Genomic DNA, 17,353 nt, shown 5'->3' on the forward strand with positions numbered 1-17,353 from the left:
CGGAGCGACGGGATCACCGTGCCGTCGGTGACTGCGCCTCGCGGGCGCGCTTCCTCGCGTTCAGGGCCCGCTCGTCGCGTCCGACGATCGCGAGCAGGACGATCGCGAGCACGACGCAGACGAGGATGAGCACGAAGGTGACGTCCCAGCCGAACGCGTGCACGGCCAGGCCGATGCCGGTGGAGGCGAGCGTGGCGCCGAGCACGTAACCGAAGAGGCCGGTGAACCCTGCCGCGGTGCCGGCGACCGATCGCGGGCTGAGGTCGAGGGCCTGCAGGCCGATCAGCATGACCGGGCCGTAGATCAGGCCACCGATGGCGACGAGCATGGCGAGCGAGATCCACAGGGGGCCCTCGACCGGCGAAAGCCAGTAGACCGCGACGGCGACTCCGACGGCGCTCATGAAGAGGATGCCCGTCGGCGACCGGCGGCCCCGGAACACCTTGTCGCTGATGTAGCCGCAGAGCAGCGTGCCGGGGATGCCCGCCAGCTCGAACAGCGAGAACCCGGCGATGCCCTCGCCGAGGCTCGCGCCGCGGACCTCGGACAGGTACACGGGCGCCCAGACGAGCACGCCGTAGCGGAGCGTGTAGACGAAGACGTTGGCCAGCGCCAGGTTCACCATGGTGCGGTTCGTCAGCACGTATCGACGGATGGTGGTCCAGGTGGAGGCACCCTCGTCCGCGGCGTCGGCCTCGACGGGGGCCGGGTCGTTCCGGTACTCCTCGATGGGCGGGAGCCCTTCGGACTCCGGGGTGTCGCGCAGGAGCACGAGCGCCACGACGGCGATCACGAGGCAGACGATCGCGGGGAACCAGAACACGCTCTGCCAGGTGCCGAACGAGGCGAGGGCGACACCCGCGAGGCCACCGGCACCCGCGCCTCCCACGTTGTGGGCGACGTTCCAGATCGCGGTCTTCCCACCACGTTCGGACGTCGAGAACCAGTGCACCAGGGTGCGGCCGCTGGGCGGCCAGCCCATGCCCTGGAAGAACCCGTTGACGATCATCACGACGGCGAAGAGGGCCACCGAGGCGCCCACCGCCGGCACGAAGGCGATGACGAGGTTGGCGAGGGCCGACAACGCCAGGCCGATGGGCAGGAAGAACCGTGCGCTGCTCCTGTCGCTCACGATGGCGCTCAGGAACTTGCTGAACCCGTACGCCAGCAGGACGCCGTTCGTGATGACGCCGAGGCCGAGCGTGCTGAAGCCGTTCTCGTCCTTGAGGATGGTCGACACCAAGGGCACGTTGTTGCGGATCAGGTAGTAGGCGGCGTACCCGATGAAGATCCCGATGAAGACCTGCAGACGGAGGCGCGGGTAGCGACGGGCGACGCTCGCGTCGTCGAGCCGGGGTGCGGGTGGTGGAGCCGCGAGGAAGGCGGTCAGCCCTCGTCGGGACGATGTCTCGGTGGGGGTGCGGTGTTCGGTCGTCATCTCGGCCTTCCTGAGCCACGGCGGTGTGGGCGAACTCATAGCCGATCACAAGGTTGCAGTTCATGCAAATGACAGCCGCCGTTCACCGTCGGGGGGTTGACAGATGAGCCCACCGCCTCGTGCTGCTCGGCCGCGTCGAGAGCCGGCCCGCCGGCTGAGATCGAGGTCGAGGCGAACACGGGCCCACCATGGAGCTCGTCGTCGCGAAGTCGTCACCGCGGTCGCCCACCAGCGATGCGAACGAAGTCCTGGGGGTCCACATGTGCAGCCGCCGGCCGCTCGCTGACTACCTCAGAGGGCCAGCCACGCGTCCGACACGTCGGCTTCCTCGTACTCCCAGCGCCCGGACGCCGCACCGTGCGCCAGCAGCCTCTTCGCGGCGGGGACGTCCGACTCCGGGCCGAGGTCGAACGACAGCAACCGGAACTGCTGAAAGCCCTCACCCATCACGCCGAGGGGCGCGAACTCCGCGAGGATGCCCTCGAGCGAGTCGTCTCGATCACTCGTGATGATGCGGACCGTCATGCGTCCCCTGCGCCAGACGACTCCGCTCACCCAGAGCACGCCGTCAGCATCCGACGAGACCGCGACCTCGTCGCCGTTCGACATCCCGAAGGCGAAGAACGGCGTGTTCTCGAGGCGGTAGTCACCGGAGATCAGCGGCAGCGCCCACAGCCCCTCGGACTCCGTGTCCGGCCACCCGTCCTCTTGGTCGAGCAGGACGCGGACCTTCACGTGCGTGGCACCCTCGACGGCCTCGCTCGCCTCGGTCCGGACGGTTCCGCCACCGACACCCGGCACCTTCGCGTCCCTGCGCTTGAACGGCCACAACCGGGCCATGCCCCTCGGCGCCCCCGAGCTCATGCCGAGGCGCCGACGAACTCCGCCAGCGACGCCGCGAGGTGCCGCGTCGTCAGCCGTTCCTCGACGAGGGCCCGTCCCGCCGCGCCGAACGCACGTGCCTGGGCCTCGTCGCCGAGCAGCCGCAGCACGTGCCCGGCGAGGGCCGCCGAGTCCCCCACCGGCGCGAGCAGCCCGGTGCGTTCGTGCACCACGTAGTCCTCGATGCCCGGCGTGTCCGTCATCACGACGGGACGACCCGTGGCCATCGCCTCGAGGCTGACCGTCATGCCGGACGCGTGCAGGTTGTCGCGCGTCGCCACGGCGACGAGCGAGGCACGGGCGTACAGCTCGGCCAGCTCGCGGTGCGAGACGTGCGGCACCACGGTGACGCCCTCGGGCGGGGCCGCGTCGCTCGTCGTCTGCACGACCAGCTCGACGTCCGGTCGCTCGGCGTGGACCTGCTCGAGCGTCGCGAACAGGGTCGCCGGATCGCGGTCGCGGTCGCCTCCGATGCTCAGCACCATCGGCCGGGCGGGCCACGGGCGCGCCGCGAAGAAGCCCTCGTCGACCCCGAAGGTGAAGAACCCGACCGGCGGGCCGTCCTCGCCGACGAACCGTCGCAACGGCTCGACCTGCCCGCGGCTGATCACCCAGAGCCCGCTCATGCGTCGCAGCACGTCACGCATGCGCCCGACGTCCTGCCCGCGTTCGACCCGGTCCGTCACCCAGATCACGCCCGTGTACATGCGCTCGTGCGGCCGTGCCAGCAGCATCCGACGCGCGACGTTCTCGTCCCAGGTCACCCCGACGTCGTCGGACGGCACCCCGGACGAGGAGGCGCGGCGCGGCACCACCCGGTCGCGCAGCACCTGCAGGCGGCCGGGTTCCGGGACGGACGCGATGCGCGCCTCCGGGTCCGCGTCGCGCAGCGCCTCGAGGCCGTACGGCCAGAGGCCGGGGCGGAGGCCCGCCGCGTGGTCGGCCTCCCAACCGGGGACGTCGCGTTCGCTCGCGAACAGGACCTCGATCACCGCGCCTCCTCGGGTCCGTCGCCACGCCCGTCGCCGGACCGTGCGTCGGAGGCCTGTTCGGCCGCCGCCCGCTCGACGATGGCCTGGTCGGTCGCCGTCTCGTCGCCACGCTGCTCGTCGACGTCGAGGCCGACGGTGCCGTCGTCGTCGGCATCGTCGCCGGCCGCTCCGCCCGCAGCCGCCTCCGCCCGACGGCGACCGAGGTCGCGCGACACGTACCAGAGGTTCGGCACGAGCTGGCAGAGCGCCACCGAGATCGCCGACCCCAGCACGGGTCCGGCAGCCCCGACCTGCCCGATGAACCACCACGACAGCCCCAGGTTGAGCGGCACCATCAGCACGATCGGCAGCACCTGGAAGACCAGCCCGGTCTTGTCGGTCATGTACATGCCGACCGGGTACTTCGCCGCCTGCAGGCCGACGAACACGACGAAGCCGACGAGCATCCAGCCGTCGAGCGTGATCGCCCCGCCCGAGACGAAGCGCGCCAGGAACGGGCTCAGCACGGCGAGCGCCGTGCCCAGCACGAGTCCCCCCAGCAGGAACCACAGGGTCGGCACGGTCGGCGACTCCACCCGCCCGGCCGAGCGGGCCGCGGCGTAGACCGGCCAGAGGGCGATGCCCGCGGCCGCGACGGTCTGCAGCACGATGCCAAAGAGCTGCGAGGCGAGGTTGTACTGCGCGAGTTCGTCCGGCCCGGCCAGGTGGCTGAGGAGCAGGCGGCCGGTCTGCATCGCGACCGGCAGGGCGATCATCTGCACGAGCATCGGCCAGGCCAGACCCAGCGCGGGCACGCCGCGGTAGCTGCGGATGCGGGGCACGAGCTTGACGGCCGACCCGATCTGCGGCGACAGCGCGCGCGCCGCCACGATCAGGCAGATCACCGAGACGAGGCTGTTGGCCACGTACGAGATGACCGCGAGGTAGCTGCCGACCGGCACGCTGAACATGACGGCCGAACCGATGGCGAGCAGCATGAACGGTGCCACGACGGCCTGGCTGGCGACCTGCGTGCTGGTCTTCTTCAGCCCCACGAGGATGCGCTGCCCGACCGTGAGCGGGATCACGAGGCCGAACACCGCGAGGCAGAGTCCGGCCGCGAGCGAGCCACCGTCGGGCAGCAACCCCTCGCCGAGCAGCACGGGCCACCAGCCCGCGAGGGTGATGAGCAGGGCGACCGCGACCATGATGCCGCCCGACACCAGCAGCACGCGGAAGGCGGTGACGATCGAGCGCTTGACGAAGTCGTCGGTGCGGACCGACGACGATCCGGCCACCGCGTTGATGACGATGGCCGCGATGCCGAGGTCGGCGAACGGCAACAGGGTCGGGAAGGTCGAGAGCAGCCCGTACTGCGCGTAGGCGTCGGTGCCGAAGTTCTGGATGATCATGCGGCTCGTGATGATGCCGAGCACGCCCGACAGGCCCATCACGATGACCTTCGTCGCCGCGGTCGAGCCCACGGCGGCCATCGCGCCGCCCCGGCGGGGACGACCGGCCGAGCCCGTCGTCGACCGGCTCACGAGGCACTCCTGAACAGTCGGTCGTCCGCGGAGAGGCGCCCGTCCCGGTCGGGCAGGTCGGCCAGCACGTCGTCGGCGGCGCGTCCGGCGTCGAGCGCCTCGACGATCGCGTCGGCCAACACCTGTGGTGCGCGGGGGTCGGACGCGACCACGTGACCGTGGGCGTCGAGCCAGTCGGCGAGCCCCGTCTCGGTGGTCGTGACGACGGTGCAGCCGTGCGACAGCCCCTCGACGATCGGCAGCCCCACCTGTTCGCGCCAGGTCGGGCTGGGCTGCGACCAGAGCACGAGCACGCGCGCCTCCTCGAGCACGGAGTGGATGCGGGGACGGGGTGGGTCGACCTCGACGGCGACCGAGGGCTGCGCGACCGACAGGGCCCGCGCCTCCTGCTCGAGCGCGCCCTTGCCGAGCAGGGTCAGCGTCGCCTCGGGGCGGGCGGCGACGACGAGCGGCCAGGCCGCCGCCAGGACGCGCAGCCCCTTGCGCTCGACGAACGAGCCGACGAAGGCCACCGCGGGCGGGCGGACGCCGCCACCGTGGGCGTCCGCGTGCCGGGTCGGCAGGGCCGGCACGGTGGTCGTGGTGACACGGGGCGAGGCGGCCCCCAGGAGGCGCGCGTACGTCTCGCGCGCGGCGTCCGTCCCGAAGACCACCCGGTCGAGACGGCGCCAGACCGCGCGTGCCAGCACGCGTTCCCCTCGTCGGCGCAGTCGCGTCCGCAGGCGCGGAGCAGTGGCCGCGTCGAAGGGGTCGGCGTTGCCGATCAGGTAGCTGACGACGACCGTGCGGCGGCCTGTAAGTCGGCGTCGCACGGCGAGGGCGGCCAGCACCAGCGCCGTGGTCGGCAGGCTCGACGTCATGAGCGGCTCGTTCACCTCGAGCGTCTCGACCCGTGACCGCGCGATCAGCCAGGCCGAGGCGAGCGGACCGGCCTGCACGAGGTCGAGCCCCGCGGCGAGCGAGTCGTCGAAGTCGTAGCGGGTGACGCGGTAGACGATGCTGGCGGGCGCCAGCTCGTGCGCCCGCTCGAGGTGGGCCGTGCGCACGGACTCGTAGAGGCGGACCGCCGGGAGGCGCGGCGTGCGCCCCCGAGACGAGCGGGCCGGGCGGGTGGGGCTCACGACGTGGCGTCGCCCTGGCGGCCCGCGGTGCGGCGGGACCTGCCCGGGGCAGCCGCGTCGGTCGTGGCGGCCGTCGTGGCGGTCGTCGTGGCGGTCGCGTCGGCCGTCGTGGCGGAGCCGAAGGGATAGGTCTGCTCGTCGGACGACGTCGAGACGGGCACGAGCACCGACGGCGGCAGGTCGTGGGACGCCCGCTGACGGCCCGGGGCCACCCCGTCGAACACGACGCCGATGACGCGCACCTTGACGTTCGTCAGCGCGCGGACGGCCGACACGAGCCGCGGCCGGGTCGACCGGCCCGCCGTGGCGACGATGACGACGCCGTCGGTCAGGCGACCGATCTCGAGCGTGTCGGACGACGTGAGCACCGCGGGGGCGTCGACCACGACGACGTCGTAGCGCTCCCCGGCGGTCTCGAGCAGCAGGGCCATCGATCGCGAGCTCAGCAGCGGGCTCGGGTTCGGCGGCACGTCGCCGGCCGTGAGGATGTCGACGCCGTCGCGCCACGACGTCACGGCGGCGGCGAACTCGAGTCGGCCGACGACGACGTCGGTCAGGCCGACCTCGTCCGAGACGGCGGCGAGCTCGGCGAGTCCGCTGCCGCGCAGGTCGGCGTCGACCACGAGCACCTCTAGGCCCCGCTCGGCGAAGGCCAGCGCGAGGTCGAGGGCGACCGCGGCCCGCCCCTCGCGCTCGTCGGCCGCCACCGACGAGACGGCGATGGTGCGGGTGGCGCGGTCGACGTCCGCGAACTGCAACTGGGCACGGATGCGACGGAAGTCGTCCGCCGCCGCGCCCTGGGGTTCGTCGGAGAGAGCCAGCACACCACGGTTGCGGCGCGTGACGCTGCCGAGCAACGGCACGAGGTGCAGGTCCTCGACGTCGCGGGCGGTGCGGAGCCTGGTGTCGACCACCGATCGCAGCAGCGCCAGGGCGATGCCGAGGACGGTTCCGACGGCGAGACCGCTCAGGGCGATCAGTCGGCGGTTCGGGCTGATGGGCGACGTCGGGGGCGTGGCCTCGGCGATCGGCGCGACGCTCAGCGTCGAGTTGCCGGCGGTGTTCTCGGGCGACAGCGCCCGGGCCTGCCGGCTCAACGAGATGGTGACCGCGTTCGCGACGTCGGCCGCCCGTTGCGCGTCGCCGTCCACCACGGCGACGTCGATGATGACGGTGTTCAGAGGGTTCTCGGCGGTGATCTGACGTGCCAGCTGCGTCGGGGTCACGTCGAGGCCCATCTGCTGGATGACGGGTTCGAGCACGACCGACGACGTGGCGAGACGCGTGTAGCTCTGCACGAGGTTCTGCGTGTACGACGACCCCTGCAACAGCTCGTTGGGGTCGGAGCCCTCGGTCGCCGAGACGAACACGCTGCTCGTGGCCCGGAACGAGTCGGGCTGCGTCTGGGCGTACGCGTAACCCGCGCCTCCGCCGACGAGGGCGAGGACGACGACGAGGGGCCAACTCTTCAGGAGAGCGCGCCAGTAGTGCTGAGGATCCAACGGACACTCCCGGGTTGAGGTGGTGGAACCTGGCGAGCATACCCGGAGCAGAGAGGTCCTCACGACCCCCGGAGGGGGTGCCCGTGCCCGCGACGGTCAGTCGGCGAGCAGGGCCGTGTCGGCCCAGCGGGTGCCGTGCGGCGTGATCGTCACGCGTCTCGGCTCGTCCAGCACCTCGGGAGCGGGCGCCTCCTGCTCGTCGTCCGGCCCGTGCCCCGCCGACCCGTCGTCCGATACGTCGACGGCCGGCGCCTCGGCCGCCCCGGTCGGACGCTCGATGACGATGTCGAGCCACGACTCGGCGACGCCGTCCAGCAGCCCGGCTCCCCACTCGACCACGACGATCGAGCCCTCGAAGTCGAGGTCCAGGTCGTCGAGCTCGGCCTCGCCCGACAGCCGGTACGCGTCCACGTGCACCAGGGGCGTGCCCGACGCGGTCGGGTGCGTGCGCGCCAGGACGAACGTCGGGCTCGCCACCTGGCCGCGCACCTGGAGCCCCTCGCCGAGGCCGCGCGTGAAGGTCGTCTTGCCGGCGCCGAGCGGTCCGGTCAACACCAGCAGGTCACCCGCCCGCAGCGACCCGGCCATCCGACGCCCCAGCGCCTCCATGGCGTCGGCGTCGGCGACGGTCAACTCGACGGGGTCGCCCTGGACGGTCACGGCCGTCCGCCGACGTAGACGCGGGGCACCCGGGCTCCGACGCGGCAGGCGACCTCTTCGGGGATCGTGTCGGTGGCGTCGGCCCACTCGCCGATGGTCATCTCGCCCTGGTCGCCCGGCCCGAACAACACGACCTCGTCACCGACCGCGACGGGGTCGTCGCCCATGTCGACCAGGAACTGGTCCATCGCGACCCGGCCCACGATCGGGCGGGGCGCGCCGTTCACGACGACGTGCACGGTGCCCTGCGCCCGCCGGCTGACGCCGTCGGCGTACCCCAGGGGCACGAGCGCGAGCGTCGTGTCGGACGGAGCACGGAACGTGTAGTCGTACGAGACGCCGGTGCCCGCGGCGACGCGCTTGACCTTGACCACGGACGCGCTCAGCGTGAGCACCTGCCGCAGTCCCCGGTCGGCGGCGGTGACGCCCTCGGTCACGGGGATGCCCAGGCCGTTCGACCCCATGCGCACCATGTCGAAGCGTCGTTCGGGGTGTTCGAGTGCGGCCGAGCTCGACGACATGTGCCGCTTCTCGACGGTGGCCCCGAGCGCCTCGGCCTCGGCCACGGCCTGCTCGAACACGCGGGCCGCGGCCTGGTCGTCGGCCTCGCTCGTCTCGCTGACGTGCGAGAAGATGCCGCGCAGGCGGACCACCCCCTCGTCGCGCAACTCGACGGCACGGGCGACGAAGGCCGGCCAGTCCGAGGGCAGGCACCCCTCGCGGTGCAGGCCCGTGTCGATCGTCAGGTGGACGAGGGCGACACCGCCGCGGGCCCGTGCGACCGCCGCGACGGCGTCGAGCTGGTCGAAGGTCGACACCCCCAGGTCGACCCGCAGGTCGACGGCCGCCTCGAGGTCGTCGGACGGGCTGAGCTGCCAGGCGAAGAACGAGGCGTCGCCGCCGATGCCCAGCCGTCGCATCTCGAGGGCCGGCGCGAGTTCGACCGTGCCGAACCAGCGGATGCCCGCCGCCACGGCCTCGGGCACGAGCACGGGGGCGCCGTGGGAGTAGGCGTCGGCCTTGACGATCGCCAGGATGTCGACCGGGTCGAGACGGGCGATCAACGACTCGAGGTTCGCCCGGTACGCGGCCAGGTCGACCGTGGCCCGTCGCAGGGACGTCGCGGCGCTCATGCGGTGTACCTCCGGGTGAGGCCGGCGGCCAGGCAGGCGACGACCTCGTAGGTGATGCCGCCCATCGCCTCGGCCCAGTCGGCGGCGGACTGCCGACCCAGCGCCGGGTCGCCGAAGAGCACGACCTCGTCGCCGATCTCGACGGGGTCGTCGCCCACGTCGATCACGAGGGCGTTCATGGCGATGCGCCCCCGGACGCGGTAGGTGCGCCGACCGATCGTGACGGAGGCGCGCTCGCTCGCGGCCCGGTCGATGCCGTCCGCGTACCCGACCGGCACGATGGCGATCGACGTGTCGCGCTCGGGACGGAAGAGGTAGCCGTACGACACGCCCTCGCCCGCCGGGATGCGCTTGACGGTGGTCACCGGCGCCGTGACGGTCATGGCCGGGCGCAGGCCGAGCTCGGCGGACGTGCGGTCGGCGTACGGGCTCAGCCCGTAGCTCGCGAGGCCGAAGCGCACCATCGTGGCTCGTGTCCCCACGTAGTCGAGCGCCGCCGCCGAGGCGGCCACGTGCAGCAGGGGCGGCCGCACCCCCCGCTCGTCGAGCATCGCGGACGCCCGGGCGAAGCGGGCCGTCTGCAGGCCGTCGTCCTCGGACGACGCGTTCGACACGTGGGTCATGAGGCCCTCGACCGGCACGACGGCGTCGTGGTCGGCCGCGCGGTCGAACAGCTCGGGCCACTCGGACTCGACGGCCCCGTTGCGGCTCAGACCCGTGTCGATCGCCAGGTGGACCGCGCGGACGCCGGCCGCCACGGCCGCCTCGAGCTGGTCGACGCTCGACACCGCGGGGGTGATGCCGAGCGCCGCGGCCTCGACGAAGTCCTCGTCGGGAGCGTGCAGCCACGCGAGCACCGGCGCCTCGACACCGGCTCGACGCAGGGCCACGGCCTCGGTCAGGTCGGCCACCCCGAGCCAGTCGACGCCGGCCTCGACGAAGGCCCGGGCGCACTCGACGGCACCGTGGCCGTAGGCGTTCGCCTTGACCACGGCCATGACGGCCGACGGCGCGACGGCGGCCCGGAGGACCTCGACGTTGTGGCGCAACGCGGCCGTGTCGACGGTGATGGTGACGTCGTGGGTCATCGGTCCGCCCCTTCGTGGTGTGCGTCGTGGTCGACGGGGGCCCGGCCGTCGCCCTCGGCGACGACGTACGCGACCGCCACCCCGCCGTCGTGGCTGAGCGACAGATGGAGGCGCGAGACGCCTCGCGAGTCGGCGAGCGACCGCGCTCCCCCGCTGAGCACGAGCGACGGGGCTCCCTGGTCGTCGGAGACGACCACGACGTCGTGCCAGCGCACCCCGGTGGAGCCGCCCAGGGACTTGATCAGCGCCTCCTTGGCGGCGAAGCGGGCCGCGAGCGACGGGCGCCCGCGGGGGCTGCCGTCCCGGAGGACGAGCTCGTCGGCTCGGAACAGACGCGTGGCGAGCGCCGGCGTGCGCTCGATCGAGCGGTCGAAGCGTCCGAGGTCGACGACGTCGACGCCGATGCCCACGATCACGTCCTCACCCGCCTGACGCCCTGCCCCGGCTGCACGACCCGCTACTCGACGGTGACCGACTTGGCCAGGTTGCGCGGCTGGTCGACGTCGAGGCCCTTGGCGGCGGCGAGCTCCATGCCGAAGATGTGCAGCGGCACGACCGACAGCAGGGGCTCGAAGAGCGGGGCCGCCAGCGGGATGTGCAGCACCTCGTCGGCGAAGGGCAGCACCGCGGCGTCGCCCTCTTCGGCGATCGCGATGACGCGGGCGCCGCGCGCGCGGATCTCTTGGATGTTCGAGACGACCTTGGGGTGCAACGACCGCGGGTCGCGCGGGCTGGGGACGACGACGAAGACGATCTGACCGGGCTCGATCAGGGCGATCGGGCCGTGCTTGAGCTCGCCGGCGGCGAAGCCCTCGGCGTGGATGTAGGCGAGTTCTTTCAGCTTGAGCGCACCCTCGAGGGCGATGGGGTAGCCCACGTGACGCCCGAGGAACAGCACCGACCGGGTGTCGGCCATCCAGCCGGCGAGGGTCTTGATGCGCTCGGACGACTCGAGCACCTGCTCGATCTTGCCGGGGATCTCGTGCAGGTCGGTGACCTGCTCGGCGATGGCCTCGGCGCTGAGCGTGCCGCGCAGGGTCGCCAGGTGCAGGCCCAGCAGGAAGAGCGCGGTGCCCTGGGCGACGAACGCCTTGGTCGACGCGACGGCGACCTCGGGGCCCGCGTGCGTGTAGAGCACGGCGTCGGACTCGCGCGGGATCGTCGAGCCCTGCGTGTTGCAGATCGACAGCACCTGGGCACCCTGCTCTCGGGCGTACTTGACGGCCATCAGGGTGTCCATCGTCTCGCCCGACTGGCTGATCGACACCACGAGGGTCTTCTCGTCGAGGACCGGGTCGCGGTAGCGGAACTCGTGCGCCAGCTCGACCTCGACGGGGATGCGGGCCCACTGCTCGATGGCGTACTTGCCGAGGATGCCGGCGTAGGCGGCGGTGCCACAGGCGATGACGATGACGCGGTCGACGGTCAGGAGGCGCTCGCGCACGCCGTCGAGCTCGGTCAGGGTCACGGCGCCCTCGGCGGTGATGCGGCCGAGCAGCGTCTTGGCCACGGCCTCGGGCTCCTCGCTGATCTCTTTCGCCATGAAGCTGGACCAGCCGCCCTTCTCGGCGGCCGAGGCGTCCCAGTCGACCTCGAACTCGGTCGTCTCGACGGGCGCCCCGGAGAAGTCGACGACCTCGACCGAGTCGGGACGGATCGTCACGAGCTGGTCCTGCCCGATCGACATGGCCCGACGGGTGTGGGCGACGAAGGCCGCGACGTCGCTGCCGAGGAAGTTCTCGCCGTCGCCCAGGCCGATGACGAGGGGCGAGTTGCGGCGGGCGCCGACGACGACGCCCGGCTGGTCGGCGTGCACGACGAGCAGCGTGAACGCGCCGTCGAGGGTGTTGACGACCGTGCGCAGGGCCTCGGTCAGGTCGCCGGAGGAACGGTAGGCCCGGGCCACCAGGTGCGCGGCGACCTCGGAGTCGGTCTCGCTGAGGAACTCGACGCCCTCGGCGAGCAGCTCGGCCTTGAGCTCGGAGAAGTTCTCGATGATGCCGTTGTGGATGAGGGCGAGCTTGCCGTCGTCCGCGAGGTGGGGGTGCGCGTTCGCGTCGGTCGGGCCACCGTGGGTCGCCCACCGGGTGTGGCCGATGCCGGTCGTGCCGTCGGTGAGCGGCGTCGCCTCGAGGTCGTCGACGAGCACCTGCAGCTTGCCGGCCTTCTTGCGGGTGCCGAGGTCGCCCGCGGCGTCGATCACGGCGACTCCCGCCGAGTCGTACCCGCGGTACTCGAGTCGCTTGAGGCCGCCCAGCAGCACCTCGATGCTCTTGTCACCCGTTCCGACGTATCCCACGATTCCACACATGGGGTCGATCCTAGAGGTTCCCGTCCGAGAGCCCGGCGGGCCGTGCCGACTCGCGTCGACCCCGGACCGGTAGCCTCGTGCGCATGGCCGAAGCCAACCCGACGACCGCGCCCTCCGCCGTGCACGCGAGCCCCTTCGTCGAGATCGGGCGCGACGCCTGGGCCGACCTGGCCCCGACGACGCGCCTGCCGCTGACCGAGACCGAGATCGTCCAGCTGCGCGGCCTCGGCGACCGCCTCGACATGCGCGAGGTGCAGGACGTCTACGTCCCGCTCAGCCGCCTCCTCAACCTCTACGCCGCCGGCGCCCGCAACCTGCACCGGGCCACGAGCGACTTCCTCGGCGAACGGGCCCAGCGCACGCCCTTCGTGATCGGCGTCGCCGGGTCGGTGGCCGTCGGCAAGTCGACCGTCGCGCGCCTCCTGCGGGAGCTGCTCAGCCGCTGGGACGACACCCCCCGCGTCGAGTTGGTGACCACCGACGGGTTCCTCTACCCGAACGCCGAACTCGAACGCCGCGGCATCATGAGCCGCAAGGGGTTCCCCGAGTCGTACGACCGCCGCCACCTGCTGCGGTTCGTCTCGCAGGTCAAGAGCGGCGCCGAAGAAGTGCGGGCGCCGTTCTACTCGCACACCAGCTACGACATCATGCCGAGCGCCGAGGTCGTCGTGCGGCGGCCCGACATCCTGATCGTCGAGGGCTTGAACGTGCTGCAGCCCGCCGTCGCCGGCCGGCTCGCCCTGAGCGACCTGTTCGACTTCACGGTCTACGTCGACGCCCGCACCGGCGACATCGAGAACTGGTTCGTCGAACGGTTCCTCGCGCTGCAGAAGGGCGCGTTCACCCAGGAGCGCTCGTTCTTCCACCGTTTCGCCGACATGAGCGAACCCGAGGCGCGGTCGTTCGCCTCGGGCATCTGGAAGTCGGTCAACGAGCCCAACCTGATCGAGAACGTGTTGCCGACCCGGTCGCGGGCGACGCTCGTCCTGCGGAAGGCGGCCGACCACAAGGTCAGTTCGGTCCTGCTGCGCAAGATCTGATCCGCGGCGACGCCGGGTCGGCTCAGGCGCCGCGTCCGGTCAGGCGCCGGGTCGGCTCAGGCGCCGCGTCCGGTCGGGCGCCGCGTCCGGTCAGGAGGCGCGGGTGACGTCACCGGGACGTCGCGCCCCGTCCGCCGCCCGGGTCAGAGGGCGAGTCGCTCGCGCACGACGTCGGCCAGCGAGTGGGCGACGCGGTCGGCGGTCGGTTGGTCGGCGGCCTCGACCATCACGCGCACCACGGGCTCGGTGCCCGAGGGGCGGAGCAGCACGCGGCCGGTGTCGCCGAGCTCGGCCTCGAACCGGCGGACGGCCTCGGCCACGCCCTCGTCGGACGCGGCTCGCGAGCGGTCGACGTCGCGCACGTTGATCATGATCTGCGGGAAGACCGTCATGACCGAGGCGAGCTCGGCCAGGCTCTTGCCGGTCGCGGCCATGCGGGCCACGAGCGAGAGACCGGTGAGGATGCCGTCACCGGTGGTGGCGTAGTCGGCGAAGACGATGTGGCCGGACTGCTCGCCGCCGAGGGTGAAGCCGTGCTCGTTCATGTCCTCGAGCACGTAGCGGTCGCCGACCTTGGTCTGGCGGACCGTGATGCCGTGCTCGGCCATGGCACGGATGAGGCCGAGGTTGCTCATCACCGTCGCGACGAGCGTGTCGTCGACGAGGGCGCCACGTTCTTTCTGCGCCAGGGCGATGATGGCCATGATCTGGTCGCCGTCGACCACGGCGCCGGTGGCGTCGACGGCCAGGCAGCGGTCGGCGTCGCCGTCGTGCGCGATGCCGACGTCGGCCCCGTGCTCGAGGACGGCCCTCGCGAGGTTGTCGAGGTGGGTCGACCCCACGCCGTCGTTGATGTTCACGCCGTCGGGATCGGCGCCGATCAGGGTGACCGTCGCGCCGGCGTCGGTGAACACCTCGGGCGAGACGGCCGAGGCGGCCCCGTGGGCACAGTCGAGGACGACGTGGATGCCGTCGAGTCGGTTGGGCAGGGCGCCGAGCAGGTGCAGCACGTAGCGGTCCTCGGCGTCGGCGAACCGACGGATGCGGCCCACGTCGCCACCGATCGGCATCAACTGCGGATCGGCCATGGCGGCCTCGATGCGGTCTTCGACCTCGTCGGGGAGCTTGGTGCCGCCGAAGGCGAAGAACTTGATGCCGTTGTCGGGCGCGGCGTTGTGCGAGGCGCTGATCATCACGCCGAAGTCGGCGCCGATGTCGTCGACCAGGAAGGCCGCGGCGGGGGTCGGGATGACTCCGGCGTCGAGCACGTCGACGCCCGAGCTGGCGAGCCCGGCACAGACGGCCGCGGTGAGGAACTCACCGGAGATGCGGGGGTCGCGCGCGACGACGGCGACGGGTCGTCGCCCCTCGGCGCGACGGGCATCGGCGTGATGCCCCTTCGTGAGCACCACCGCGCTCGCCTGGGAGAGCCCCAGGGCGAGCGCGGCGGTCAGCTCACGGTTGGCGAGGCCTCTGACACCGTCGGTACCGAACAAACGCGACATCGCGAGACCTGCCTTGTGTGGTGCTGGTTAGCGCTTCGAGAACTGCGAGGCCTTGCGGGCCTTCTTGAGACCGGCCTTCTTGCGCTCGATGACGCGGGCGTCACGGGTGAGGAAGCCGGCCTTCTTGAGCGTGGCGCGGTTGTTCTCGCGGTCGATCTCGTTCAGCGCACGGGCGATGGCGAGACGGAGGGCACCGGCCTGGCCCGAGGGGCCACCACCGGTGACCTTGACGGCCACGTCGTACGAGCCGAGCAGGTCGAGGACCTTGAACGGGTCGTTGATCAGCTGCTGGTGCAGCTTGTTGGGGAAGTAGTCCTCGAGGGTGCGACCGTTCACGACGATCGTGCCGGAGCCGGGCGTGAGGCGCGCACGAGCGATGGCCTCCTTGCGGCGACCGACGGCGGAACCGCCGACGCTCAGCACGGGGCGGGGCGTCGCGGCGGCCTCGGGGGCCGAGCTCTCGGTGGTGAAGCTCTCGGGAGCCTGGTCGATGGAATCTGCGATCTGAGCCACTGTGTGGGGGTCCTTAAGTCTGAAGGCGGACGCTACTGGGCGACCTGGTCGAGGGTGTAAACCGTGGGCTGCTGAGCAGCGTGGGGGTGCTCGGCACCCGCGTACACCTTCAGCTTCTTGATCTGGGCACGGCCCAGCGAGTTCTTCGGCAGCATGCCACGGATGGCCTTCTCGACCGCGCGGGTGGGGTGCTTCTCGACCATCTCGGAGTACGTGGTGGCCGTGATGCCGCCCGGGTAACCCGAGTGACGGTAGTAGAGCTTCTCGGCCAGCTTGGAGCCGGTGAGGGCCACCTTGTCGGCGTTGATGACGATGACGAAGTCGCCCATGTCCATGTGGGGGGCGAAGGTCGGCTTGTGCTTGCCGCGCAGCAGGGCTGCCACGTGGCTCGCGAGGCGGCCGAGCACGACGTCGTTGGCGTCGATGATCAGCCAGTTCGGCTGAACGTCAGCCGGCTTGGGGGAGAAAGTGCGCGTCACAGTAGTGCTGCTTTCTGGTCGAGGTGAGAGGTTCGTGAATCCCGCTCCGTTGCCGTTGTCACCGCAGAGGCGATGAGAACGAGTCAGGTGGAGGGCTCAACTTCGGGCGAAAGCGCGCAGTTGCGCAGACACCAAGGGTTCACGTTACCCGACACGGGCCGGACGGTCAACCATCGCCCGCCTCGCCCCGGGGAGTCACTCCCCCAGCTGGTCGTGCGAACGCTTCACCTGCGTCAGGGCCACCCGGGCGGCCATCTCGGCGTCGGGCGGGTAGCCGACCTCGACCATCGTGAGACCGTGCGCGGGCACGACCCGGAACTCGCCGTTGCGCTGGGCCTCGCGCCGCACGCCCACCGCACGATGCGCCTCCATCGCTCCCTCGCCGACGGCCACGCAGGCGCCCACGAGGTTGCGCACGAGGTTGTGGCAGAACGCGTCGGCCTGCACCGAGGCGACGAGCACGCCGTCGGCCTCGCGCCTCCACGAGAACTCCTGCAGCTCGCGGATGGTGGTCGCGTAGTCGCGGTGACGGCAGTACGCGGCCCAGTCGTGCAGGCCGAGCAGGCCGGACGCCGTCGCGTTCATGAGCTCGAGGTCGAGGCGTTGGTCGTACCAGAGGGTGTGGCTGCGCCTCGTCGGGTCGCGTTCGGCCCCCCGGTCGGCGATGCGGTACTCGTACCGGCGCCAGAGGGCGCCGAAGCGGGCGTGGAAACCCGGAGGCGCGACTCGCGCACCCGAGATCACGATCTCGTCGGACGCGCCCGCGAGCCCGTTCAGCCGCCGTGCCAGCACGGTCGGGGCGTCGAGCGCGGACTGGTCGCGCATGCCGCGGTGCGGCTTCTGCAGCTGGGCGATCTGGGCGTCGGTGAGGTCGAGGTGCACCACCTGCCCGCGCGCGTGCACGCCGGCGTCGGTGCGACCCGCCACGGTCACGGTCGGCACGTCTCCCAGCCGACGGAAGAGCGTCTGCAGAGCGGCCTCGATCTCGCCCTGCACCGTGCGGCGGCCGGGTTGTTCGCTCCAGCCCGAGAAGCCGGTGCCGTCGTACGCCACCCCGAGGCGGAGGCGCGTCAGGGCCGGGGCGTCGATCGTCACCCGACGATCCTACGGGGCCGACACCGCGCCTCCTCGGCCTGTCGGGTGGGCGGACGACGACGGCGGCCGCG

16 protein-coding genes are annotated in these 17,353 nt (G+C 72.0%); 1 reads left to right on the top strand and 15 read right to left on the bottom strand.

What is annotated here, in order from left to right; translation table 11 throughout:
* Window positions 1-13 precede the first annotated feature (13 nt).
* The 11 genes from IFT36_RS02920 to glmS form a co-directional block, all read right to left on the bottom strand.
* A complete protein-coding gene (locus IFT36_RS02920) occupies window positions 14-1,438 on the bottom strand; it encodes an MFS transporter (RefSeq protein ID WP_200412379.1) in 1,425 nt (474 codons plus the stop codon).
* Between the two features lie 291 nt (window positions 1,439-1,729).
* The gene (locus IFT36_RS02925) at window positions 1,730-2,278 is read right to left on the bottom strand and encodes a DUF4265 domain-containing protein (protein WP_056043511.1); all 549 of its coding nucleotides are present in this window, start codon (window positions 2,276-2,278) and stop codon (window positions 1,730-1,732) included.
* 20 nt (window positions 2,279-2,298) lie between these two features.
* On the bottom strand, window positions 2,299-3,312 hold the full coding sequence (locus IFT36_RS02930; protein WP_200412380.1) for a glycosyltransferase family 4 protein: 1,014 nt from the start codon (window positions 3,310-3,312) through the stop codon (window positions 2,299-2,301).
* Window positions 3,309-4,835 (bottom strand): lipopolysaccharide biosynthesis protein, encoded by a 1,527-nt coding sequence (locus IFT36_RS02935; RefSeq protein WP_199736336.1) that lies wholly within the window; start codon window positions 4,833-4,835, stop codon window positions 3,309-3,311. Before IFT36_RS02935 ends, IFT36_RS02930 begins: the two co-directional genes overlap by 4 nt.
* Window positions 4,832-5,956 (bottom strand): glycosyltransferase family 4 protein, encoded by a 1,125-nt coding sequence (locus IFT36_RS02940; RefSeq protein WP_307785010.1) that lies wholly within the window; start codon window positions 5,954-5,956, stop codon window positions 4,832-4,834. Before IFT36_RS02940 ends, IFT36_RS02935 begins: the two co-directional genes overlap by 4 nt.
* Window positions 5,953-7,458 carry a tyrosine-protein kinase domain-containing protein gene (locus tag IFT36_RS02945; RefSeq protein WP_200412381.1) on the bottom strand — a complete coding sequence of 502 codons (1,506 nt, stop codon included), beginning with the start codon at window positions 7,456-7,458 and terminating at the stop codon, window positions 5,953-5,955. Before IFT36_RS02945 ends, IFT36_RS02940 begins: the two co-directional genes overlap by 4 nt.
* Before the next feature lie 96 nt (window positions 7,459-7,554).
* Window positions 7,555-8,118 carry a tRNA (adenosine(37)-N6)-threonylcarbamoyltransferase complex ATPase subunit type 1 TsaE gene (gene tsaE, locus IFT36_RS02950; RefSeq protein ID WP_374058370.1) on the bottom strand — a complete coding sequence of 188 codons (564 nt, stop codon included), beginning with the start codon at window positions 8,116-8,118 and terminating at the stop codon, window positions 7,555-7,557.
* The gene (gene alr / locus IFT36_RS02955) at window positions 8,115-9,251 is read right to left on the bottom strand and encodes an alanine racemase (protein WP_200412382.1); all 1,137 of its coding nucleotides are present in this window, start codon (window positions 9,249-9,251) and stop codon (window positions 8,115-8,117) included. The genes tsaE and alr (IFT36_RS02955) overlap by 4 nt, the downstream gene beginning before the upstream one ends.
* Window positions 9,248-10,339 carry an alanine racemase gene (gene alr, locus IFT36_RS02960; RefSeq protein WP_159827797.1) on the bottom strand — a complete coding sequence of 364 codons (1,092 nt, stop codon included), beginning with the start codon at window positions 10,337-10,339 and terminating at the stop codon, window positions 9,248-9,250. Before alr (IFT36_RS02960) ends, alr (IFT36_RS02955) begins: the two co-directional genes overlap by 4 nt.
* Window positions 10,336-10,755: a holo-ACP synthase gene (locus IFT36_RS02965; RefSeq protein ID WP_056043525.1), complete on the bottom strand. Its 420-nt coding sequence runs from the start codon at window positions 10,753-10,755 to the stop codon at window positions 10,336-10,338. Before IFT36_RS02965 ends, alr (IFT36_RS02960) begins: the two co-directional genes overlap by 4 nt.
* 41 nt (window positions 10,756-10,796) lie before the next feature.
* Entirely contained in the window at window positions 10,797-12,650 is a 1,854-nt protein-coding gene (gene glmS / locus IFT36_RS02970) for a glutamine--fructose-6-phosphate transaminase (isomerizing) (RefSeq protein WP_200412383.1), read from the bottom strand.
* 83 nt (window positions 12,651-12,733) lie between these two features.
* Here glmS and coaA point away from each other — a divergent pair, with 83 nt between their 5' ends.
* Window positions 12,734-13,690, top strand: coding sequence for a type I pantothenate kinase (gene coaA, locus IFT36_RS02975; RefSeq protein WP_123571284.1), 957 nt, complete (start codon window positions 12,734-12,736; stop codon window positions 13,688-13,690).
* Between the two features lie 143 nt (window positions 13,691-13,833).
* On the opposite strand, the gene glmM is transcribed toward coaA, so the two are convergent.
* The 4 genes from glmM to IFT36_RS02995 form a co-directional block, all read right to left on the bottom strand.
* Window positions 13,834-15,195 (bottom strand): phosphoglucosamine mutase, encoded by a 1,362-nt coding sequence (gene glmM / locus IFT36_RS02980; RefSeq protein ID WP_123571285.1) that lies wholly within the window; start codon window positions 15,193-15,195, stop codon window positions 13,834-13,836.
* Window positions 15,196-15,222: 27 nt separating this feature from the next.
* Window positions 15,223-15,708, bottom strand: a complete 486-nt coding sequence (gene rpsI / locus IFT36_RS02985; protein ID WP_082059799.1) for a 30S ribosomal protein S9 — start codon at window positions 15,706-15,708, stop codon at window positions 15,223-15,225.
* 32 nt (window positions 15,709-15,740) lie between these two features.
* Window positions 15,741-16,187: a 50S ribosomal protein L13 gene (rplM, locus tag IFT36_RS02990; RefSeq protein WP_043593314.1), complete on the bottom strand. Its 447-nt coding sequence runs from the start codon at window positions 16,185-16,187 to the stop codon at window positions 15,741-15,743.
* Window positions 16,188-16,382: 195 nt separating this feature from the next.
* On the bottom strand, window positions 16,383-17,282 hold the full coding sequence (locus IFT36_RS02995) for a tRNA pseudouridine synthase A (RefSeq protein WP_307785011.1): 900 nt from the start codon (window positions 17,280-17,282) through the stop codon (window positions 16,383-16,385).
* Window positions 17,283-17,353: the final 71 nt, after the last annotated feature.

Source organism: Frigoribacterium sp. CFBP 13605, from assembly GCF_014839405.1.
Lineage (GTDB): Bacteria > Actinomycetota > Actinomycetes > Actinomycetales > Microbacteriaceae > Frigoribacterium.